This is a genomic window from Streptomyces sp. NPDC126499 (genome assembly GCF_040302485.1).
GTDB lineage: Bacteria > Actinomycetota > Actinomycetes > Streptomycetales > Streptomycetaceae > Streptomyces.
On record NZ_JBEOUO010000013.1, the window covers coordinates 118,286 to 139,625 of the forward strand.

General features: G+C 73.9%; 21 protein-coding genes. 12 read left to right on the forward strand and 9 right to left on the reverse strand.

Annotated features, from left to right (window positions below; all coding sequences use genetic code 11):
- Window positions 1–134: 134 nt before the first annotated feature.
- The 3 genes from dapD (at window position 135) to ABTZ91_RS20795 (ending at window position 2,260) form a co-directional block, all read left to right on the forward strand.
- Window positions 135–1,118 carry a 2,3,4,5-tetrahydropyridine-2,6-dicarboxylate N-succinyltransferase gene (gene dapD, locus ABTZ91_RS20785; RefSeq protein WP_352078654.1) on the forward strand — a complete coding sequence of 328 codons (984 nt, stop codon included), beginning with the start codon at window positions 135–137 and terminating at the stop codon, window positions 1,116–1,118.
- A 64-nt stretch (window positions 1,119–1,182) separates the two neighbouring features.
- Entirely contained in the window at window positions 1,183–1,410 is a 228-nt protein-coding gene (locus tag ABTZ91_RS20790) for a hypothetical protein (protein ID WP_352078655.1), read from the forward strand.
- Window positions 1,411–1,519: 109 nt separating this feature from the next.
- A complete protein-coding gene (locus ABTZ91_RS20795; RefSeq protein ID WP_352078656.1) occupies window positions 1,520–2,260 on the forward strand; it encodes an SDR family NAD(P)-dependent oxidoreductase in 741 nt (246 codons plus the stop codon).
- A gap of 46 nt (window positions 2,261–2,306) precedes the next feature.
- Here ABTZ91_RS20795 and ABTZ91_RS20800 read toward each other — a convergent pair whose 3' ends face one another.
- Window positions 2,307–2,756: a GNAT family N-acetyltransferase gene (locus ABTZ91_RS20800; protein ID WP_352078657.1), complete on the reverse strand. Its 450-nt coding sequence runs from the start codon at window positions 2,754–2,756 to the stop codon at window positions 2,307–2,309.
- 70 nt (window positions 2,757–2,826) lie between these two features.
- Between ABTZ91_RS20800 and ABTZ91_RS20805 the strand changes: the two genes are divergently transcribed.
- Window positions 2,827–3,489 (forward strand): antibiotic biosynthesis monooxygenase, encoded by a 663-nt coding sequence (locus ABTZ91_RS20805; RefSeq protein ID WP_352078658.1) that lies wholly within the window; start codon window positions 2,827–2,829, stop codon window positions 3,487–3,489.
- A gap of 21 nt (window positions 3,490–3,510) precedes the next feature.
- Here ABTZ91_RS20805 and ABTZ91_RS20810 read toward each other — a convergent pair whose 3' ends face one another.
- A complete protein-coding gene (locus ABTZ91_RS20810; RefSeq protein WP_352078659.1) occupies window positions 3,511–5,394 on the reverse strand; it encodes an endonuclease/exonuclease/phosphatase family protein in 1,884 nt (627 codons plus the stop codon).
- Window positions 5,395–5,598: 204 nt separating this feature from the next.
- Here ABTZ91_RS20810 and ABTZ91_RS20815 point away from each other — a divergent pair, with 204 nt between their 5' ends.
- Window positions 5,599–7,104: a hypothetical protein gene (locus ABTZ91_RS20815; RefSeq protein ID WP_352078660.1), complete on the forward strand. Its 1,506-nt coding sequence runs from the start codon at window positions 5,599–5,601 to the stop codon at window positions 7,102–7,104.
- A 311-nt stretch (window positions 7,105–7,415) separates the two neighbouring features.
- Here ABTZ91_RS20815 and ABTZ91_RS20820 read toward each other — a convergent pair whose 3' ends face one another.
- A complete protein-coding gene (locus ABTZ91_RS20820; RefSeq protein WP_352078661.1) occupies window positions 7,416–8,183 on the reverse strand; it encodes an SDR family oxidoreductase in 768 nt (255 codons plus the stop codon).
- Between the two features lie 88 nt (window positions 8,184–8,271).
- Between ABTZ91_RS20820 and ABTZ91_RS20825 the strand changes: the two genes are divergently transcribed.
- From ABTZ91_RS20825 to ABTZ91_RS20835, 3 genes are all read left to right on the forward strand, one after another.
- The gene (locus ABTZ91_RS20825) at window positions 8,272–9,720 is read left to right on the forward strand and encodes an alkaline phosphatase PhoX (RefSeq protein WP_352078662.1); all 1,449 of its coding nucleotides are present in this window, start codon (window positions 8,272–8,274) and stop codon (window positions 9,718–9,720) included.
- 60 nt (window positions 9,721–9,780) lie between these two features.
- On the forward strand, window positions 9,781–10,437 hold the full coding sequence (locus ABTZ91_RS20830) for a GntR family transcriptional regulator (RefSeq protein WP_352078663.1): 657 nt from the start codon (window positions 9,781–9,783) through the stop codon (window positions 10,435–10,437).
- A 137-nt stretch (window positions 10,438–10,574) separates the two neighbouring features.
- On the forward strand, window positions 10,575–11,594 hold the full coding sequence (locus tag ABTZ91_RS20835; RefSeq protein WP_352078664.1) for a 1-aminocyclopropane-1-carboxylate deaminase: 1,020 nt from the start codon (window positions 10,575–10,577) through the stop codon (window positions 11,592–11,594).
- Window positions 11,595–11,616: 22 nt separating this feature from the next.
- On the opposite strand, the gene ABTZ91_RS20840 is transcribed toward ABTZ91_RS20835, so the two are convergent.
- Window positions 11,617–12,852 carry a TerD family protein gene (locus ABTZ91_RS20840; RefSeq protein WP_352078757.1) on the reverse strand — a complete coding sequence of 412 codons (1,236 nt, stop codon included), beginning with the start codon at window positions 12,850–12,852 and terminating at the stop codon, window positions 11,617–11,619.
- A 45-nt stretch (window positions 12,853–12,897) separates the two neighbouring features.
- The gene (locus ABTZ91_RS20845; protein ID WP_352078665.1) at window positions 12,898–13,137 is read right to left on the reverse strand and encodes a hypothetical protein; all 240 of its coding nucleotides are present in this window, start codon (window positions 13,135–13,137) and stop codon (window positions 12,898–12,900) included.
- 55 nt (window positions 13,138–13,192) lie between these two features.
- Here ABTZ91_RS20845 and ABTZ91_RS20850 point away from each other — a divergent pair, with 55 nt between their 5' ends.
- Window positions 13,193–14,158 carry an AraC family transcriptional regulator gene (locus tag ABTZ91_RS20850; RefSeq protein WP_352078666.1) on the forward strand — a complete coding sequence of 322 codons (966 nt, stop codon included), beginning with the start codon at window positions 13,193–13,195 and terminating at the stop codon, window positions 14,156–14,158.
- Window positions 14,159–14,555: 397 nt separating this feature from the next.
- On the opposite strand, the gene ABTZ91_RS20855 is transcribed toward ABTZ91_RS20850, so the two are convergent.
- Window positions 14,556–15,368, reverse strand: coding sequence for an NAD-dependent epimerase/dehydratase family protein (locus ABTZ91_RS20855; protein WP_407077999.1), 813 nt, complete (start codon window positions 15,366–15,368; stop codon window positions 14,556–14,558).
- Window positions 15,369–15,589: 221 nt separating this feature from the next.
- On the opposite strand from ABTZ91_RS20855, the gene ABTZ91_RS20860 reads away from it, so the two are divergent.
- Window positions 15,590–16,531: a 5-dehydro-4-deoxyglucarate dehydratase gene (locus ABTZ91_RS20860; RefSeq protein WP_352078668.1), complete on the forward strand. Its 942-nt coding sequence runs from the start codon at window positions 15,590–15,592 to the stop codon at window positions 16,529–16,531.
- Window positions 16,528–17,655, forward strand: a complete 1,128-nt coding sequence (locus tag ABTZ91_RS20865; protein WP_352078669.1) for a hypothetical protein — start codon at window positions 16,528–16,530, stop codon at window positions 17,653–17,655. The genes ABTZ91_RS20860 and ABTZ91_RS20865 overlap by 4 nt, the downstream gene beginning before the upstream one ends.
- Window positions 17,656–17,856: 201 nt before the next feature.
- Here ABTZ91_RS20865 and ABTZ91_RS20870 read toward each other — a convergent pair whose 3' ends face one another.
- Window positions 17,857–19,026, reverse strand: coding sequence for an MFS transporter (locus ABTZ91_RS20870; RefSeq protein ID WP_352078670.1), 1,170 nt, complete (start codon window positions 19,024–19,026; stop codon window positions 17,857–17,859).
- Between the two features lie 48 nt (window positions 19,027–19,074).
- Window positions 19,075–19,983, reverse strand: coding sequence for a DUF2867 domain-containing protein (locus tag ABTZ91_RS20875; RefSeq protein ID WP_352078671.1), 909 nt, complete (start codon window positions 19,981–19,983; stop codon window positions 19,075–19,077).
- Between the two features lie 52 nt (window positions 19,984–20,035).
- Here ABTZ91_RS20875 and ABTZ91_RS20880 point away from each other — a divergent pair, with 52 nt between their 5' ends.
- Entirely contained in the window at window positions 20,036–20,680 is a 645-nt protein-coding gene (locus ABTZ91_RS20880; protein ID WP_352078672.1) for a TetR/AcrR family transcriptional regulator, read from the forward strand.
- A gap of 139 nt (window positions 20,681–20,819) precedes the next feature.
- On the opposite strand, the gene ABTZ91_RS20885 is transcribed toward ABTZ91_RS20880, so the two are convergent.
- Entirely contained in the window at window positions 20,820–21,248 is a 429-nt protein-coding gene (locus tag ABTZ91_RS20885; RefSeq protein ID WP_352078673.1) for a hypothetical protein, read from the reverse strand.
- Window positions 21,249–21,340 lie beyond the last annotated feature (92 nt).

Consider the following 21,340-nt stretch of genomic DNA (forward strand, 5'->3'; position numbering starts at 1 on the left):
CGCAGTAAACGCACGGGCGTGCGGATCGAAGGCTCCAAGGCGGGCGCCGCCGGCTCGTCGGAAGCCACGGACCGCCGGCCCGACACCTGAGACCGGTTGGCCCGCGCGCCGCCCGGCCGGTTAGGTTTTCCGTCATGACCACTGCTCCTCGCACCACCGGCGCCGTCGCCGCCGGCCTTGCCACCATCGCCGGTGACGGCACCGTTCTCGACACCTGGTACCCCGCCCCCGAGCTGACCGACGCCCCCGGCCCCGCCGGCACCGAGCGGCTCACCCCCGACGCGGCCGTGAACGCCCTCGGCGAGGGCGCCGCCAAGGCCCTCGGCGTGGACGCCCGCCGCGGTGTCGAGGTGGTCGCCGTCCGCACCGTCATCGCCTCCCTCGACGACAAGCCGCTCGACGCGCACGACACCTACCTGCGGCTGCATCTGCTCAGCCACCGCCTGGTCAAGCCGCACGGACTGAGCCTGGACGGCATCTTCGGCCACCTCGCCAACGTCGCCTGGACCTCGCTCGGCCCGGTCGCCGTCGACGACGTCGAGAAGGTGCGGCTCAACGCGCGCGCCGAGGGCCTGCACCTTTCGGTGACCTCGATCGACAAGTTCCCCCGCATGACCGACTACGTCGCGCCCGCCGGTGTCCGCATCGCCGACGCCGACCGGGTCCGTCTCGGCGCCCACCTGGCCGCCGGCACCACGGTCATGCACGAGGGCTTCGTCAACTTCAACGCCGGCACCCTCGGCACCTCCATGGTCGAGGGCCGCATCTCGGCCGGTGTCGTCGTCGGCGACGGCTCCGACATCGGCGGCGGCGCCTCCACCATGGGCACCCTCTCCGGCGGCGGCAACGTCGTCATCTCCATCGGCGAGCGCTGCCTCATCGGCGCCGAGGCGGGCGTCGGCATCGCGCTCGGCGACGAGTGCGTCGTCGAGGCGGGCCTGTACGTCACCGCCGGCACCCGGGTCACCATGCCCGACGGCCAGATCGTCAAGGCCCGTGACCTCTCGGGCGCCTCCCACATCCTCTTCCGCCGCAACTCGGTCACCGGCGCCGTCGAGGCCCGCCCGAACAACGCGGTCTGGGGCGGCCTCAACGAGATCCTCCACAGCCACAACTGATGAGGTCGACTCCGCGTTATCCAGGTGACGCGGAGTCAATCATCGGATAAGGCGAGGAGTCGACATGAGGACGAGGCCCACGGTTGTCGGGGTGCTCACGACCGCGGCGTTTCTGCTGCCGGCCGGAGTCGCTTCGGCGGACGAGACGCACACGCGCACCCACAACGGCCCGCAGGTCACCAACGGCCCCAGCCTCTCCCTCCACACCGGCCAGATCGACGACCCGCTGGAGGACGTCCTCGAACACGCGGCCATCCTCAACAGCCGGACCCACACGACCGACGCCGCCTGAATCCGCTCCTCGCCGATGGCCCGCCGCCCCTCCCCGGGGCGCCGGGCCGTCCGCGTCTCTGGCATGATCGCCCTGCGCGACAGGAGGCCAGCGAAAAAGGATCCCGCACATGACTGCTGAACAGCGCGTCGCCCTCGTCACCGGCTCGTCCTCCGGCATCGGAGCCGCCGTCGCCCGCCGCCTCGCCGCCGCCGGCTACCGGGTCGCCGTCAACTCCGCCCGCTCCGTGGAGGCCGGCCGGAAGCTCGCCGCCGAACTCCCCGGCGCCCACTACATCCAGGCCGACGTCTCCGACGAGGCCCAGGCCGGCCGGCTCGTCGAGGAGACGGTCGCCCGCTTCGGCCGCCTCGACCTCCTCGTCAACAGCGCCGGCACCACCCGCTTCATCCCGCACGACGACTTCGCCGCCGCCTCCCCCGACGTGTGGCGACGGCTCTACGACGTCAACGTCATCGGCGTCTGGCAGACCGTCACCGCCGCCGTCCCGCATCTGCGCCGGACGGGCGGCGCCATCGTGAACATCTCCTCGCAGGCCGGCGTCCGGCCCGGCGGAAGCTCCATCCCGTACGCCGTGACCAAGGCCGCCGTCAATCACCTGACCAAGCTGCTCGCCAAGACCCTCGGGCCAGAAGTGCGGGTCAACGCCGTCGCGCCCGGACTCATCGACACCCCCTGGTTCGACGGTGTCGAGGGCGCCGACGCCGCCAAGGAGCACGTCGCCTCGGTCGTGCCGCTGCGCCGCGTCGGCCGTCCCGAGGACATCGCCGAGGCCGTCCACGACCTGGCGAACGCCTCGTACATCACGGGCGAGGTGCTGCTCGTGGACGGCGGCGGCCACCTGCTGGGCTGACCGGCGCGGCGCGGCGCAGCTCAGAGGCGCGGCCCGGAGGTACGGCTCAGAGCGCCAGCTTGAAGCCGTCGTGGCTGCGGGCGAAGCCCAGGGACGCGTAGAAGCGGTGGGCGTCGGTCCGGTCCTTGTTGCTGGTCAGCTGGACGAGCGCGCAGCCGCGGGCCCTGGCCCGTTCGACGGCACGGGCCATCAGCTCCCGGCCGAGCCCGCCGCCGCGGCGGTCGGCCCTGATCCGGACCGCCTCGATCAGGGCCCGCTCGGCGCCGCCCTTGCCGAGCCCGGGGATGTACGTGGCCTGGAGGCAGCCCACGACCGGGCCGCCCTCCTCCGCCACGAGCACCAGCACCTCGTTGCGCGGATCGGCCTCGATGTCCGCGAACGCGCGCTCGTAGGCGGCGGTGACGGTCACCGTCGCCGGGTCCGTCACCCGCTCCTCGTCGGCGAGGAGCGCCAGGACGGCGGGCAGGTCGGCACGGGTGGCGGGACGCAGGATCATGGCCGGAAGTCTCGCACGTGCGTGCTCCTGCCTTGACCTCAAGTGTGCTTGAGCAATCAGTCTGGGAGTCATGCACACCATCGAGAATCCGCACGCCCGTCCCAATCTGGTCCGCCCCGGAGTCGGCCTCGTCCTGGCCAGCCGCTGGCGGGTCGGCACGCCCGAGCGGCAGCAGGCGACCGTACGGGCCATCCGCAAGGCGTGGCTGAACCGCGACTGGCCGGACGGGGGACTGCTCTCGTACAGCGTCCTGGTCGGCAGCGACGGCGACACCCTCCTGCACTACTCGCAGTGGACGAGCGAGGAGGCGCACCAGCACTTCTTCCGCACCTTCCGGGACGACCGCAACGCCGAGATCGACGCGGCGGTCCCGGGCATCGAGCGCGTCGGACTGCGGCGCCTGGCACCGCCCTTCCGTGCGACGGTGTACGGGGAAGGGGAGGGCGCGGGCGACGCGGTGCCCGGGTGCGTGGCCGCCGTCCTCGTCGAGATCGGGCCCGAGGGACCGGAGGCCCTGGCCGACGCCCTGGAGGCGGGCCGCGCGGGCGACGCCGGCCAGATCGCCGCGTACGCGCACCTCTCCGCCGACGGCACCCATCTCTTCCACTACGCCGAGTGGGAGAGCGAGACGGCGCACGTCCGCCGGCAGGCCGCGACGGGTCCCTGCCCGGGGATCGCCGACGACCGCACCCGCGGGTACGCGCCCGCGCTCAGCCTGAGCGCGGGCGCGTGAGGCGCCGTCCCGCGTGCGCCGTTACGGGTGGAAGCGCAGCACCTGCGGGTCGTGGTCGCTGTTCTGGTCCGCGAACTCGGCGTTGATGTGCACGCTGTCGTACTCGAAGTGGTGCACGCCGGGGCTGGTCAGGATCTGGTCGAGGACCTGGCTGTTGCCCTGGTAGACGTACGAGTAGCGCTCGCCGCGCGGCAGCGAGGTGATGGCCGCGCGCAGGGCGCCGCCGTCGGTCAGCGCCTGCGTCGTGCCGGAGAACTCGAAGTCGTTGATGTCGCCGAGGACCACCACGTCGGCCTGCTTGTCGACGGCCAGGACGTCCTTGACGAAGGCGTTGACGGCCTGGGCCTGGAGCAGGCGCTTGGCCTCGGAGGAACGGTTCGGCGGCTGGTGGTGCGAGACGATCGACTCGTCGCCGCCCTTGGAGCCGAAGTGGTTGGCGACCACGATGACCGTACGGCCGCGGAAGCGGAACTCGCCCGCGAGCGGCTTGCGGCTGTTGTCCCAGGCCGTGTTCGCCGGGTCGATCCGGCCGGGCGAGACGGTCAGGTGGGCGTCGCCCTTCGTGCCGGTCACCGCGGTCGCGGTGGTGGCGTCGCCGCCGGGGCGGTCGACGAAGGAGACCCGCGCCGGGTTGAAGAGGAAGACCTGACGGATGTTGCCGCCGGGCTCGCCGCCGTCCTTGTTGTTCTGCGGGTCGACCGAACGCCACTCGTACGCCGGGCCGCCGGCCGCCGTGATCGCGGCCGTGAACTTCTTCAGCGTCTCGCCGGCCGTGACCGTGCCGTCGTTCTTGGCGCCGTTGTCGTCCTGGATCTCCTCCAGGGCGAGGATGTCGGGCGAGGCGAGGTTGTCGACGACCGCCTTGGCGAGGGCGTCGAACTTGTCCTGCGGGTCGCCCGGGTCGAGGTTCTCCACGTTGTACGTGGCGACGGCCAGCTCGTTCTTGTGCTGCCGCTCGGTCACCTCGCGCTCCAGACCGAGGTCCACGTGCTCGCCGAGGGTGTTCGCGACCAGGGTGTAGCCGCCGAACTGGTTGAAGTCCAGCGGGCCCTCGGTGGTGCCGGCCAGCCAGTCGCCCACGTTCGCCTTCGGGAACGGCTTCTGGGAGATCGGCGCGAGCTGCTGGATCTGGAGCCGGCCGGTGTTCTGCGCGTCGTACGAGCCGTAGACCGTGCCGCCGCGGAGGTTGGCGTTCTCGGACGGCTTCACCGTCACCCACAGCTCGGAGTACGGGTCGGTCGCACCCACCACCCGCGAGGAGCCGATGCGGACGCGGGTGCCCTCCAGGGACTCGTAGTAGTCCAGGGCGTAGGTGTCCGGCCGCAGGGTGAGCCCGTTGATGGAGCCGCCGGCCGCCGGGTCGCCCGCCGGGGTGTACGCGTCGGGCACGGAGCCGGCGTCGATGGTGACCGGCGCGGGGACCGCGTTGCCCTTCGACAGGACGGTGATCGCCGGCCGGGAGATCTGCGTCAGGGACTGGTTGCCGGAGTTCAGGCCGCCCGGCACGTACTCGGTGACGGTGCCGTTGACGCTCACCGCGTCGCCGACGGCGACGGTCGGGACGGAGCTGGTGAAGACGAAGATGCCCTCACTGGTGGCCGGGTCGTCATCGGATATCGGATCCTGGATCCAAAATCCGCGCGAACCGTACGTCCGTACACCGGTGACGATGCCCGTGACGCCCGTGACCTGCTTGCCGGCGAGCGGCGAGACGCGGGTGGTGCCCTGGATGTCGTGGATCCGGACGGGGGCCGCCGCGCCGGTGGCCGTGTCCGCGGCCGTGGCGGAGGCGGTGGCCGTGGCCGCGTCGTCGGCGGAGGCGGCCGCGCCGCCCAGCAGACCGGCGGCGAGGGCGGCGGAAACGACGGCGGCGACGGCGGCCGATCTCGGTATGGAGGAAGACATCAAGGTGCTCCGTGAGGGTTTGGAGAAACGATCCAACGATCTACGCGCGTCAATTTCGTGGCACAGCACCACCCTTGTCAAGGGTTGACGGATGTACGAAGGCTGACGCCTCCGTGAACCGGCGGAGCGCCCCCCGAATGCGTCTACGCTGAAGGCTTCGCACAGCAAGCCCACGCCCACCGCCCGCCGAGGAGAACACCCCAGATGGCACCGGACCGTCCGACCCTGCCCCCCGTTCGACTGCCCTCGGACGCGGAACTGGCGCGGGACGCCCTGGCCGCACCCCTCCTCGTCCGCGCCGTCCGGCTCGCCCGCTGGGCCGGCCCCGAGACCCGGGTCGGCGCGGGCGGCGAACTCGTCGACGAGCAGCTGCCGGCCGCCGCCGAGGTCCTCGGCCTCGCTGACGACGAGGACGGCGAGGCGTACGCCAGCGAGGCGTGGCGGGTCGCCGTCGACACGGGGCTCGTCGAGGTCGAGGACCCGGAGGAGACGGACGAGTCGGACGAGTCGGAGGGGACGGAGGACGGCGACGGCACCGGGGACGAGGCCGGCGCCGCCGCTCCCGGCGAGAACCTCAAGCTCCTCACGGGCGGTTCGCCCCAGGATGTCCTCGCGCTCTGGCTCGATGCCCTGGAGACCGTCTTCGCCGACGCCTCCGCGCCCTACTTCGACGACCTGGACGCGCTCGTCGGACCCGACGGCGAGATCGACTTCGAGGCGCTCGACTGGGATCCCGAGGGCGAGGCCGAGTTCCTGGAGCGCGTCCTCGGCAACCTCTACCTGCTGACCGTCAGCGAGGGCGGGGCCGGCGAGGGGCCGGTGCCGCTGCCCGCGCTCGCCGCGTCCGTGGTCGTCCCCGACGACATGGGCGAGCCCACCGACGACGTCCTGGAGCAGGTCTCCGACGCGATGATGCGGCTCGACGAGCAGTTCCGGATCCTCGAACCGATCGGGCTCGTCGAGTACCGGCCCGTGGACGAGGCCCTGATGGTCGAGGAGGGCGAGGCGGCCGGAGCCGCCGAGGACACCGGGGCGGCGCTCGACGACGAGGACGTGAGCCGTTACGGCCTGGTCCGGCTCACGCCGCTCGGCCTGTACGGGGTGCGCGCCCGGATGCTGGAGGCCGGTCTCGTCGTGCCCGCGGTCGGCGACCTCGCCGACAAGGGCGCCGACGCGCTGCTCGACGGCATCGCGTCCTACCCGCAGGACGCGGCCCGCGCCGAGACCGTCGGCTGGCTCGCCGGCCGCGACGCCGCCGCCGCGGCCCGCGAACTCCTCGCCGCCGCCCGCGGCACCGACCCGGGCGCGCCCGTGCGCCGCCTGCACGCCCAGCAGGCCCTGTCCCTCGTCGGACCCGACGCCGAACCGGCCGTACGGGAGGTCCTGGACGACCGGGAACTCGGCGGCCTCGCCCGGGTCTGGCTCGCCGAGCGCGGCGCGGCCGACGTGCCGGCCCCGCCGGAGTCGATGATCTACTGGCTGGCCGTCGACACCATCGCCGCCCACCTCGACGCCGACGGCGACCTGGAGGAACTCCAGGACCTCATCGAGGGCCTGACGGGCCGCCACGGCGGCTTCTTCGAAGCGGTCTGGCGCGTCGACCACCCGGCCACGGCCGACGTCCTCGACGCGATGGGCCGCCTCCACCGCGACAAGCCCACGGCGAAGGAGGCCCGCAAGGCGGCCTTCAAGGCGAGGTCCCGCGCCTGACGTCGTGCGCGGGGTACGGGGCTGCGCCCGCTGGGGGCTGCGCCCCGACGGCGTGTGCCCTCGTGCCCACAACGGCGTGGGCGAAGGCGCCCCCCAAAGGCGCGTCCCGCGCCGCGCGTGGGTGGGGGCTGTGCCAGCGGGGCGACTGCCCGCGACGGCGGGCTGGGGTTCGCAACCGGCCGGGGGGCCGCCCGTGGGTGGGGGCTGCCCCAGCGGGGCGACTGCCCGCAAGCAGGGGGCACAGGCCCATGCCCGATGGCTCGCGTCGAGCGCCGGCAGGCACCGCCGCCCTTGGCCCAAGGCCCACCCCCTCACGTCCGCAAGTACGACGCCCCGTTCATGTCCAGCACCGTCCCCGACGCCCATTCCGCCTCCGGGGACGCGAGCCACAGCACCGCCGCGGCGATCTCCTCGGGGGTGGCGACGCGGCCGAAGGGGCTCTGGGTGCGGATGGATTCGGCCTCCGGGCCCGTCAGGCGGGGGGCGACGCGTTCGGTGGTGAAGAAGCCGGGGGCGACGGAGGCCACGGCGATGCCGTGCGGGGCGAGGGCGACGGCCAGGGACTGGCCGAGGGCGTGGACGGCGGCCTTGGTCGCCCCGTACGCGGGATGGTCCGGCTCACCGCGGAAGGCGCCGCGCGAGCCGATGTTGACGATCCGGCCGCCCTGCCCCGCGTCGATCATCCGCCGCGCCGCCAGCTGGCTCAGCCAGGCCGTACCCAGCAGGTTCACGTTCACGTGCCGCTGCCACAGGGCCACCCACTCCTCGTACGGCGTCGTCGCCGGCGGATGCGGCAGGTTCACCGCCGCGTTGTTCACCAGCACGTCGATGCCGCCGAGCGCCTCCGCCGCCGCGTCCGCGACGCGCGCCGCCTCCGCGGGGTCGGCGAGGTCGCCGGAGATGAGGCCGTGGCCGGTGCCGTCGAGGGAGGCCAGGGTCTCGCGGGCCTCCTCGGCGCGGGAGCCGTAGTGTACGGCCACCCGGTCGCCGTTGGCCGCGAAGGCGCGGGCCACCGCGCGGCCGAGACCGCGCGAGGCGCCGCTGACGAGGACGCGCCGTCCATGGGCGGGCAGGTTCATGGGAGTTCGCCTTTCTGTTCAACCGCCGTTTATACGGGGGCGCGACCGTGTGCCGCGACACCGGGTGACGACAGGGAGAGAACCGTCTATGTCCCTCAACCGCAGAGACTTCGCCAGGCAGTCCGCCGTCGCGGGCGCCGGACTCGCCCTGAGCGGCGCCGTCGGCGCGCTCGCCACCGCACCGCAGGCGCTGGCCGCCGAGGACCCGCAGGAGGACCGACAGGACGGGCAGGACGGGCAGCAGGACCGGTACGGTCACGGGCACACGCTCGGATACGGGCCCCTCGTCGCCGACCCCGACGGCATCCTCGCCCTGCCCGAGGGCTTCGCCTACCGCGTCGTCACCCACAGCGGCGTGACCCGCCTGGAGTCCGGCGAGTTCACGCCCGAGAAGCACGACGGCACCGCCACGTTCGAGGGCCCGCGCGGCACCACGTACCTCGTGAACAACCACGAGCTCAAGGGCCCCCGCGCGAAGTGGAAGCACCCCGTCCCGCTCGCCGAGGGCCTGGTCTACGACCCGGCGGCCTCCGGCGGCTGCACGGTCGTCGAGGTGCACCGCGACGGCACCGTCGCCGAGTGGGTCGGCATCGCCGGCACCTCCACCAACTGCGCCGGCGGTCGCACCCCCTGGGGCACCTGGCTGACTTGTGAAGAGAACTCCGACCGCGCCGGTGTCAACGGCATGACCAAGGACCACGGCTACGTCTTCGAGGTCGACCCGTACGACCGCCGTGCCAACCGCGACCCGAAGCCGCTGAAGTTCTTCGGCCGCTACGACCACGAGGCCGTCGTCATCGACCCCCGGCGCGGCCACGCCTACCTCACCGAGGACGCCTCCGGTCCCAACGGCCTCTTCTTCCGCTGGGTCCCGCCCCAGGGCTTCACGCACGGCCGCGGGCGGCTGGCCACGCTCGCCGACGACGCCGGCCGCCTCCAGGCGCCCAAGTGCTACGACGCGGCAGGCCGCTTCGTCGACGACCTCTCCCGCGCCCCGAAGGTCGGCACCGTCTACGGCGTGGACTGGGTCGACGTCCCGGACCGCGACGCCCGCACCACCGCCGTGCGCAGCCAGTTCGGGCCCGGCGAGGTCACCCGCGGGCGCAAGCTGGAGGGCATGTGGTGGGCCGACGGCGGCGCGTACATCGTCTCCTCGTACGCCCGTGCGGAGAGCCCCGGCGCCCCGCACGACGGCCAGGTCTGGTTCTACGACCCGAGGCGCCGCACCCTCACCCTCAAGGTCCTGCTCGGCGTCAACGCCGCCCCGGACCAGGACGGCGCCTACGACGGCCCGGACAACATCACCGTCTCGCCGTACGGCGGCCTGGTCATCGCCGAGGACGGCGAGGGCGTCCAGCACCTGTTCGGCGCGACCGAGAGCGGCCGTACCTATCCGATCGCCCGCAACGACCTGAACGACAGCGAGTTCGCCGGCGTCGTCTTCTCGCCCGACGGAGACACCCTGTACGCCTGCATCCAGAATCCCGGCATCATGCTCGCGATCACCGGCCCCTGGCGCCGCCAGCCCCGCCGCTGACCCGCACCCGTAACCGGCGGCTCTTACCGTCCGGGTGACTGACATCTAACATGTCAGTCCATGGACGTCTTACGGCCGGTGGGCCGGACCCTGCTGCGCGACCGGGCGTACGACACGCTGCGCGAGGCCATCGTGCGCGGTGACCTCCCGCCCGGTTCCGTGGTCAAGGACAGCGAACTCGCCGAACGGCTCGGGCTCTCGCGCGCGCCCGTGCGCGAGGCCCTGGCCCGGCTCGGCGACGAAGGTCTCGTCGAGACCAAACCGCAGAGCTACACCCGGGTCACCCGGCTGGTGAGCCGGGTCGTGCGGGACGCCGCCTCCGTGGTGCGGGTGATGCACGAACTCGCCGCCCGCACCGCCGTCCCGCTGCTCGGCCCCGAGGGCATCCGGGCCATGCGCGAGGCCAACGAGCGGTTCGCCGCGGCGGTGCTCGCCGCGGACGTCGACGCCGCCCTGCGCGCCGACGACGAACTCCACGACGTCCTCGTCGGCGCGAGCGGCAACCACGCCCTCGCCGCCACCATCGAGCGCTACACCCCGCTGATCCGCCGCGTCGAACGGCATCTCTTCGGCGACGCCGGCACCTGCGTCTCCGCCGTCCTGCACACCCGGCTCATCGACGCCTGCGAGGCGGGCGACACGGAGGAGGCGGTCCGGGTGACCACGGAGATATGGCGGGCCCTCGAAGAGCTCGCGGACGAGGCCACCGACTCCTGAGAGGTCCCGCCGGCCAGGCCGGGGCGGCGGCCTTCCGCACGACCGCTCCCGTCCTGACCGGCGGGACCCCTCAGGAGTCCGGGTCCCTCCCCAGGAGCCCGGCCCTCGCCGCCTGTCATCTCACCCCGGGAGCACGCATGCCGACGATCGCCGACTTCGAGCGCTATCCGCTCCTCTTCGGACCCTCGCCCGTCCACCCCCTGCCGCGGCTCAGCGCCCATCTCGGAGGCGCCGCCCTGTGGGCCAAGCGGGAGGACTGCAACTCCGGCATCGCGTACGGCGGGAACAAGACCCGCAAGCTGGAGTACCTGGTCGCCGACGCCCTCGCGCAGGGCTGCGACACGCTCGTGTCCATCGGCGGCGTGCAGTCCAACCACACCCGGCAGGTCGCCGCCGTCGCCGCCCGCGCCGGACTGAAGTGCGTGCTGGTGCAGGAGAGCTGGGTCGACTGGCCGGACCCCGTCTACGACAAGGTCGGCAACATCCTCGTCAGCCGGCTCGCCGGCGCCGACGTGCGGCTGGTCAGGGCCGGGTTCGGCATCGGCTTCAAGGAGAGCTGGGAACAGGCGCTGCGCGAGGTCGAGGAGGCCGGCGGCAGGCCGTACGCCATCCCGGCGGGCGCCTCCGACCATCCGCTCGGCGGGCTCGGCTTCGCCAACTGGGCGTACGAGGTCGCCGAGCAGGAGCGGGAGCTCGGCGTCTTCTTCGACACGGTGGTGGTCTGCTCGGTGACCGGCTCCACCCAGGCCGGCATGGTCGCCGGCTTCGCGGCGCTCACCGAGGAGGGCGGCCCGGCCCGCCGGGTCGTCGGGATCGACGCCTCCGCGAAGCCCGGCCCGACCCACGAGCAGATCACCCGGATCGCCCGGGACACCGCCGCCCTGATCGGGGTGGAGCGCCCGCTCGGCGCGGACGACGTCGAGCTGGACGAGCGCTACCACGCGGGGGTGTACGGCATCCCGGACGAGGCCACCCTGGACGCGATGCGGCTCGCCGCCCGTACGGAGGGCATGGTCACCGACCCGGTGTACGAGGGGAAGTCGATGGCCGGGCTGATCGACCTGGTGGACCGGGGCGAGATCGGCCGGGACTCGACCGTGCTCTACGTCCACCTGGGCGGCCAGCCGGCCCTCAACGCGTACAGCGCGCTCTTCTAGGACCGCGGGGGGAGCCGCGGCCTCACAGGGCCTGCGCGGCGGGCTTCACCATGCCCCGGACGGTCCGGGACTTCACGAACTCGCCCAGTGCCGTCATCTCCCACTCGCCGGAGAACTGCTTGATGAGCTTGGCCATCATGACGCCCGTCTGCGGCTCGGCCGTGGTCAGGTCGAAGCGGACCAGCTCCTCGCCCGTGGCGGCGTCCATGAGCCGGCAGTACGCCTTGGCGACCTCGGTGAACTTCTGCCCGGAGAAGGAGTTGACGGTGAAGACCAGGCCGGTGGCGTCGGCGGGCAGCCGGCCCAGGTCGACCACGATGACCTCGTCGTCGCCCGCGCCCTCGCCGGTCAGGTTGTCGCCGGAGTGCTTGATCGCCCCGTTCAGGATGGACAGCTTGCCGAAGTAGCAGCTGTCCAGGTGGTTGCGCTGGGGGCCGTAGGCGATGACGGAGGCGTCGAGGTCGATGTCCTTGCCGCGGTAGGCGGGCTCCCAGCCGAGGCCCATCTTCACCTGGGAGAGCAGCGGGCGGCCGCCCTTGACGAGGGAGACGGTCTGGTTCTTCTGGAGGCTGACCCGGCCCTTGTCCAGGTTGATCTTCCCGGCGCCGGCGGCCGGCGCCGCGGGGGCGGGCGGGGCGGCCGGGGGAGCGGCCGGCATGGACGGGAGGGTCGCCCCGAGGCGCGGGTCCACCGGGGGAGCGGCGGACGCCGCCGGCGGGGCGGCGGGCGCGGGGGCCGCCGCGGGCGTGGGCGTGGGAGCGGGCTCCTCGTCGACGGAGACGCCGAAGTCGGTCGCGATGCCGGCCAGGCCGTTCGCATACCCCTGGCCCACCGCGCGGGCCTTCCACGCCCCGTTGCGGAGGTAGATCTCCATGACCACCAGCGCCGTCTCCGTGCCGAGCCGCGGCGGGGTGAAGGTGGCGAGCACGCTGCCGTCGTCGGCGTTGCGCAGGGTGGCGGTGGGCTCGATGCCCTGGAAGGTCTGGCCCGCGGCGTCCGGGCTCGCGGTCACCACGATCTTCTCGATGCCGGCCGGCACCGCGCCGGTGTCGACCACGATGGCGTCGGGCGCGCTGCCGCCGCCGGAGCGGTAGGTGACGCCGGGGCCCGCGGGCTGGTTGTAGAAGATGAAGTCGTCGTCGGAGCGCACCTTGCCGTCGGCGCCGAGCAGCAGGCCCGAGACGTCCAGCCGCACCGGGGCGGCGACGTCCACCGCCACGCGCGCGGCGCTGAGAGGGATGTTCGAGCCGGGGGTCATAGCGGTCATGCCCGGGTTAACGAGCGGGACCCCTTTGCCGTTCCCTTACCTTCCCCGGGTTCGGCCACTCCGGTTACGCGGATGGTCCCGGGCGGCGCGCTCGTTGCCGAAGCGGTACGCGCCCGTCCAGCGGGCCATCACCAGCTGCTGGTCCCCGGAGGCGGCCTCCGCGAGGAACTTCTCGGCGCGGGCTCCGCGCAGGGTGGCGGCCGCCCGGCCCTGGTGGGTGATGACGACGCTGCCGTCCGCGCGCTGTGCGTAGACGAATCCCCGTGGCTGTGGCATGACGGGCATCCTGCCGTTCCCGCCCAGGTCCGTCATATGAATATTCTTTCGGACCGTGGGTGGGAGTTCTTTCCGGACGCGGGACGTGGACGAGGCGCGCCAGGAGATCGACGCGCGCTATTACGCGAACTTCATGGACGTCATCGACGCTCGGGACCGTCCCTTCGCCGCGCGCTTCGACACCGTCGGGCTCGGGCCGTTGATGATCGGCGACCTCAGCTGCGGCGCGGACGTGCGGATGCGGTTCGGGGAGCTGGGCGCGTTCCACGTCAACGCGCCGATGAGCGGCACCATGGAGCTGTGCCAGGGCGCGGGCGGGCGCCGGCTGATCGCCACCTCCCGGGAGGCGGTGCTGCTCGACCCGGCCGGGGACACCGTCCTCGACCGGTGGAGCGGGGACTGCCGCACCCTTTCGGTCAAGATCGACGCGGCGGCGCTCCAGGACCGTCTGGAGCAGCTGCTCGGCCGCCCGGCGGGCCGCCGGCTCGCCCTGGGCTCCGTCCTCGACATCTCCCGCGGCCCCGGCCTGAGCTGGGTGACCTTCGCCCGGCAGGTGGCGGCCGGCGCGCTCGCGGGGGACGGTCTCGCCACGCACGAGCTGGTCGCGCGGCCGCTCCAGGAGGCGCTGCTCAACGGCCTGCTGCTCGCGGCCGAGCACCCCTGGCGGGACGAGCTGGCGCACCCGGGCGGGCCGGTGAGGCCCGCGCCGGTCAAGCGGGTGATGGACGCGGTCCGCGCCCGCCCCGAACACCCCTTCACCAGCACCGAGCTGGCCGCGCTCGCCCGGGTGAGCGTGCGCCGCCTGCAGGAGTCGTTCCGCCAGTACGTGGGGATGTCCCCGATGGCGTACGTGCGCGAGGTCCGCCTGGAGCGGGTCCACGAGGAGTTGCGGGCGGGCGATCCGGACGGGCTGAGCGTCGGCGACGTGGCCTGGCGCTGGGGGTTCACCCACCCGGGCCGGTTCGCGGCGCAGTACCGGGCCCGCTTCGGCGAGGCGCCGTCGCGCACCCTGCGCGGCTGACCGGGCGGAACCGGCCGCCTTCCGGTCGTCCGCTTCCGGTCGACTGCCTCCCGGTCGTTCGCCTTCCGGTCGACTGCCTCCCGGTCGTCCGCCTTCCGGTCGTGCGCTTTCCGCCGTCCGCCGTCCGCCGTCCGCCGTCCGCCTCCCGTCGACCGCCTTCCGCCTTCCGCAGTCCGCCTCCCGCCGTCCGTCTTCCGGTCCGCCGTGTCCGGATCCGCCGCGTTTCGCGGACAGTCGCCGCGCTCCCCGGCTCGCGATGATCTTGACCGGACCCTATCGTCGGACCGTCCGCGTGCGTCATGCGTCGCCCGCGTCGACCCGGGCCCCGGCCGGCTCCCCCGCATCGTCGGCCGGGCCTGTGTACTTCCGTCCGCGTCCCGCCGCCTTCCGGTGCCGGTCAGTGCGGCCAGCGCGGCGGGTCCACGCAGAAGTGGCCGCCCAGATAGAGGTCGTCCGCGCTCCCGGGAGCGGGCAGGCCCTTCTCCGCGATCAGCCGCTCCGCGAACACCTCGGAGTCGTCCTTCGGTTCGTAGCCGAGCGCCCGCGCCGACGACAGGTCCCACCACGCGCGCGTGTTGGCGGAGGAGCCGTACACCACCGTGTGCCCCACCCGGGGCGCGGTGAGCGCCGCGTGCAGCAGCCGGGCGCAGTCGGCCGGGCTGAGCCACATCGACAGCATCCGCACCGACGTGGGTTCGGGGAAGCAGGAGCCGATCCGTACCGAGACCGTCTCGACGCCGTGCTTGTCCCAGTAGAACTGCGCCAGGTCCTCCCCGAAGGCCTTGGACAGGCCGTAGTAGGTGTCGGGCCGGTGCGGGGTGTCGACGGGGACCGGCGGCTCGCCCGCCCGCGGCCGGGGAGTGAAGCCGACGGCGTGGTTGCTGGACGCGAAGACGACCCGGGGCACGCCCTCCTCGCGTACGGCCTCGTAGAGGTGGTGCAGGCCGGTGATGTTGGCGGCCACGATCGCGTCGAACCCGGCCTCCAGGGAGATCCCGGCGAGGTGGACGACGGCGTCCACGTCCCGCACGGCCTCCCGCAGCGCCTCGCGGTCGGCGAGGTCGGCGACGATCGCGTCCGGGGCGCCGGGGACGGGGACCAGGTCGAGCGGCCGGAGCGCGTAGCCGTAGCCGGGCAGCAGCTCCCGCATCAGGGTGCCGACGCCGCCGGCGGCGCCGGTGAGCAGAACGGTTCGGGGTGCGGGGTTCAAGGAGGCATCTCCGTCCATAGACCGTATTCACACACACGGAAGAGCCGCCACGCTAGGGACTGGGCTCTCGCACCGTCAAGAACCGGATACCGGAAGCCACTTCGCCGCCTCACGGATCCTTGACCGGCTCTTCCCTCCTGCCCTAGCGTGAGCATGTTCAAGAATATGGACAGCAGTCAGAATTCTGTACGAGTCAGCATCTTGTACGACAGGGAGTGCCCGTGACCACACCCCCGCTCGCCGACCGGCTCGACGGCCTGCTCTTCTTCCCCGTCACCGCCTTCGGCCCGGACGGCGGCGTCGACCTCGACGCCTTCCGCGCCCATGTCCGCGCCGGTCTCGACGCGGGCGCGGGCGCGGTCTTCGCCTGCTGCGGCACCGGCGAGTTCCACGCGCTCACCCCCGAGGAGTTCCGCGACTGCGTGGCCGCCGCCGTCGACGAGGCCGCCGGGCGCGTCCCCGTCCTCGCCGGCGCCGGATACGGCACCGCACTCGCCGTCCGCTACGCCCGGCTCGCCGAGGAGGCCGGCGCCGACGGACTGCTCGCCATGCCCCCGTACCTCGTCGTCCCCGACCAGGCCGGACTCCTGTGCCACTACACCGAACTCGCCGCCGCCACCCGGCTCGACGTCATCGTCTACCAGCGCGACAACGCCGTCCTCACCCCCGAGACCGCCGTCGCCCTCGCCCGCACCCCCGGCGTCATCGGCCTCAAGGACGGCCTCGGCGACCTCGACCTCATGCAGCGGATCGTCAGCGCCGTCCGCTCGGCCGGCCTCGACCTGCTCTACTTCAACGGCCTGCCCACCGCCGAACTCACCGGCCTCGCCTACCGCGGCATCGGCGTCACCCTCTACTCCTCCGCCGTCTTCTGCTTCGCCCCCGACATCGCCCTCGCCTTCCACCGCGCCCTCGCCACCGGCGACGACCCGACCGCGCACCGCCTCATCGACGCCTTCTACCGTCCGCTGGTGGAACTGCGCGCCAAGGGCCGGGGCTACGCCGTCTCCCTGGTCAAGGCGGCGGTACGGATGAACGGCCTGCCCGTCGGGGAGGTACGGCCCCCGCTCAGCGAGCCGGCCCCCGAACACCTGAAGGAGCTCGCCGCCCTCGTCGAGCGCGGCCGGGCCGCCCTCACCCGGGACGCCGGGGAGACCCGATGAGAGCCGGCGCCTTCCTCTACCCCTGGGACGTCGACGGCGACCCCGCCGCCCCCGCCCGCCTCGCCGAACTCGGCCTCGACCAGGTCACCCTCGCCGCCGCCTACCACTCCACGCGCGCGCTCACCCCCCGCCACCCCCGCCACCGGATCGTCACGGCGGCCCACGCGGCGGTCCTCTACCCGCCGGACCCGGCCCGCTGGGCGGGCCGCGCCCTCACCCCGTACCCCTCGGGCGACTGGGCACCGGGCGACGCCTACGCGCGAGCCGCGGACGCGCTCGCCGGCACGGGGCTCGCCGTCCACAGCTGGGTGGTCCTGGCCCACAACTCCCGGCTCGGCGCCGAACATCCCGAGACCTCCGTCGTCAACGCCTACGGCGACCGCTACCCCTGGGCGCCCTGCGTCGGCCAGGACGCCGTCCGCGAGCTCCTGGTGGAGCTCGCGGCCGAGGCGGCGGTCCGGCCCGGCGCGGCCGGGACCGAGCTGGAGTCCTGCGGCTGGTACGGCCTCGCGCACCTGCACGCGCACGACAAGACGGCCGGCGTCCCGCTCGACGACACCGCCCAGTACCTGATGTCCCTGTGCTTCTGCGCCTCCTGCCGGGAGGGTTACGGCAGACACGGCGCCGACCCCGACGAACTGGCCGGCGCGGTGCGGGCCGCCCTCGAACCGGTCTGGCGCGGCGCTCCCGCGGTCTGGGACTCCGGCCTCGCCGACGCGGCCCTCGCCTGGCGCCTTGCGGCCGCCCGCACCTTCCAGGAGGCCGCCGTCGCCGCCGTACGGGCCGCCGCCCCGCCCGGCTTCCGCGTCCTGCTGCACGCGGACCCGGTCCCGTACCGCTGCGGGGCCAACGCCGGCACCGACCCGGCGCACATCCTGTCGGTCGCCGACGGGGTGGTGACCCCGGCCGCCACCGTGGCCCCCTTCGCCGCCCACGCGCGCGTGCGAACCGTCCTCGCCGCCAACCTCCCCGTCGTCACCGGCATGGGCGGCTCCCCGCACACCCTGGCCGAGGACGCCGCGCGGGCCGCCGGGCAGGGCGCCACCGAACTCCGGCTCTACCACGCGGGGCTGGCGTCGGACGCCGACCTGGAAGCCGTACGGAAGGCCCTCACGGCACGGTGAGGGAGGCCCTGGCAGCCCGGCCCTCACGGCACGGTGACGGGGACCCTCAGGGCGCGGTGACGGGCCCTCACGGCGCCGTGACGAGGACCCTCGCGGCGCGGTGGCGGGGCCTCGCGGCGCGGTGACGGGGGCCCTCACGGCGCCGTGACGAGGACCCTCGCGGCGCGGTGGCGGGGCCTCGCGGCGCGGTGACGGGGACCCTCACGGCGCCGTGACCCGGCCGGGACGGGGCCGGGTCCTGGCCGCCGCCAGGACCCCGGCGCCCGCCGTCCCGGCGACGCCGAGCGCCACCAGCAGCGTCCGCACGTCCACCAGCGCCGTCAGACCGGCGCCCACACCCAGGGCCACCGCGTTCGGCACGAACACCAGGGTGTTCGCGGTGCCCGCCGCCCGGCCCACCGCCTCCGCCGGAACACGGCGCTGGACCGCCGTCATCGTGGCGATCAGCACCCACGGCAGCCCCACCCCGATCAGCACGCTCGCGCCGAGCGCCACCGCGTCGTACGGCAGCGCCCTGGCCGCCGCGCCCACCGCGAAGAGCGCGAGGCCCGCCGCCGCGAGCCCCCGCTCGGGGACCCGCCGCAGCAGCGGACCCGCGACGAGCCCGGCCGCCACCGACCCGGCGCCCTGGGCCGCGTACAGCACGCCCGCGTACGCGGGGGAGTGACCGAGACCCCGGTCCACCACGGCGTAGACCGCGGCCCCGTTGAGCCCCGCGAGCAGCATCGTGAAGCCGCCCGCGAGCACCAGCGGCCGCAGCGCCGCCGACGCCCACAGCAGCCGCGCGCCCTCGGCCACCCGGGGCCGCCGCCCGGGCACCGGCCGCTCCTCCGGCACCCGCAGCAGCGCGAACACCCCCGCCGCCACGGCGAAGGTCACCGCGTCCAGGAGTGCGACAGGGCCGCCGCCGTACCGGGCGAAGAGTCCCGCCGCAAGGAGCGGGGCGATCAGCTTCATGGCCTCGTTGACCGTCATCCGCAGCCCGTTGAGGTCCCCCAGCCGCTCCCGGTCGAGCGCCTCGGCCGCCAGCGCGGCCTCCGCCGCCTCGTGGACCGCGCCGTGCGCCCCGTACAGGACGAGGACCGCGAACATCAGCCAGATCCGGTCGGCCCGGTCGACCCACAGCAGCAGCGGCAGCAGCGCCGCCATGGCCAGGTTCACCGCCACCAGCAGCGGCCGCCGCCGCACCCGGTCCACCACCGCGCCGAGCAGCGGACCGAGGAGCGCGGGCGCCCACAGGGCGAAGGCGGTCAGGGCCGCCAGAGCGTCCGAACCGGTGAGGGACTTCACCCAGATCCCGGAGACCAGCCACATCGCCGTCGTGCCGAACCCCGACACCAGCACTGCGGTGAGATAGAGAGGAACACGCATGACCGCAGGCTGGCGCCTGAGGAGCGCGGTCCGGATCGGTCACCTTCCCTAGGCGGCGCTGCGGAGTTCCCGGTTCCGTTCGCCCGCGGGCGGGGTCGCGAACGCGACGCGCCGGTGCGCGCGGCGCATCATCCGGCGGACGACGTACGGATGGAGCCGGCGCACCACCCCGAAGTAGAGGCGGCCGTAGGTGTTGTGGAGCCGTACCGCCGTCGCCAGGGTCACGCTCTCGTCGTCGACCACCAGCGAGGCGCGGAAGTCCAGGTGGGACGCGTCCTCGCCGAGCATGAGCTCACGGCCCTCGGCGCCCCGCTCGGGGAAGGGCAGCAGATGGCGCCAGGCCCGCGGGTCGCGGGGCATCCCCGGGGCGAGCGGCAGGCGCCAGGCATCGGTGAAGTCGGGCCGCTCGAAGGCCCCCCTGAGCAGCCGGGCCCCGTCCGGGACCGGGACGGCGGCCGGCTTCACCCAGCGGAGCCGGTTGGCCAGCAGGGCGCGCCGGGAGCGGCGGGCCGGCGGGTGCGGCAGCGAACCGAGGGCGGCCCGCTCGGCGTTGTCGAAGATCTCCTCGACCATCGTGTCGTGCACCGGCTCGATCACCAGCTTGAAGAGGACGTACGCCACCGGGGGCATGGCCACGTCGAGGACGTGCGAGATCCGGCACCGGTCGGGCCCGAGCGGCTCGACGTCCAGCCGGTGGAAGCCCGCGCCGAGCTCGTCGTCGGTGTCGAAGCGGACGGACCGTCCGGGTTCATAGGCGGTGACGTGGTAGCGGACCGGCCCGTGGCCGCCGTCCGCGCCGATGCCGAGGGGCCGGTCGAGGACCATGGCCGGCCAGACCGGGGTGGGGAACAGGGGGTCGTCCGGCGCGGAGAGCCGGTCGACGAGGGCGCCGACGGTCTCGGCCGGGGCCTCGACGATCCTCTGGTGGACGTTGCGCACCGTGCGCATACCGCGCATACCGCACCTCCATACGGGAGCGTATGTTCACCGTACGGTACCGTACGGTGATATGCGCGAGCACGAGGACCCCCAGGAACGGCAAGCCCGCCGGAAGGGCGGAGGAGAGCCGGGCGGCACCCGGCGGAGCGGGACGCGAGGAGCCGGCCGCAAGCGCCTGACCGCCGACGACTGGGCGGACGCGGCCCTCGCCGCACTCGCCGAGCGCGGTCTCGCCGGAGTCGCGGTGGAGCCGCTCGCGGCCCGCCTCGGCGCCACCAAGGGCAGCTTCTACTGGCACTTCGCCAACCGTGACGCGCTCGTCGCGGCCGCCCTCGCCCGCTGGGAGGAACTGTCCACCGAGCGGATCATCACGGCCATGGAGGCCGCCGAACCCGACCCCGCCGCCCGCCTCGGCGCGCTCCTGCGCGCGGCGACCGCCTCGGCCGCGGACGACCCCCTGGAGGTGCGGCTGCTCGCCGCCGGCGACCACCCCGAGGTCGCGGCGGCCCTCGCCCGCGTCACCGAACGCCGGGTCGGCTACCTCGCCCACCTCTTCGAACTGCTCGGCTTCCCGCCGCCCGAGGCCCGCCGCCGCGGCGTCCTCGCCTACACCAGCTACGTGGGCCACGCCCAGCTCGCCCACGCCGTCCCGGGCTCGGTCCCGACGGACCCGGAGTACCTGGCGGCGGTGTCGGACGCGCTCCTCAAGCCGTGACCGGGGCCTCTCCTCAAGCCGTGATCCGGGTCAAGCCGTGTTCCGGGTCAAGCCGTGTTCCGGGTCAAGCCGTGTTCCGGGTCAAGCCGTGATCCGGGTCAAGCCCTGACCCGGGTCAGGCCGTGATCCGGGCCGCTCCTCAAGCCGTGGCCTCGGCCGCCCGCCGCGTCTCGTGGCGCAGCGCCAGGCCCGTCGCCAGGGCTCCCGCCGCCTCCCACAGGCCCACGCCGAGGAAGCCGGCCGGGGCGCGACCGGTCAGCACGGCGAGGGTGAAGACCGTGAAGGTCAGCAGCCGGAAGGGAACCGTCCAGCGGAAGAAGGACTTCCAGTCGGCGAGGGCGGCCAGCACGTAGTACACGCCCATGTTGAGCGCCGCCATCGAGGAGGCGGTCAGGAACAGCACGGTGTGGTCGTCGGCCGGCCGGCCCGCCCGCGGGGCCAGACCCATCAGCCGGATCGTGGTGTCGGGGGAGACCAGGCCCACCAGACCGAGGGCGGCGGCCAGCACGCCGAAGACGGCCATCGTCCAGCCGGACGGGGAACGGGGCAGGCGTGCGTTCGAGAGCATGCCCCCTGCATTTCGTGCGACGGCGACCGGCCCTCAACCGGCCCCCGCGTCACGTCACTTCCCCTGAGGCGCCACCTCACTCGGCGACGCCC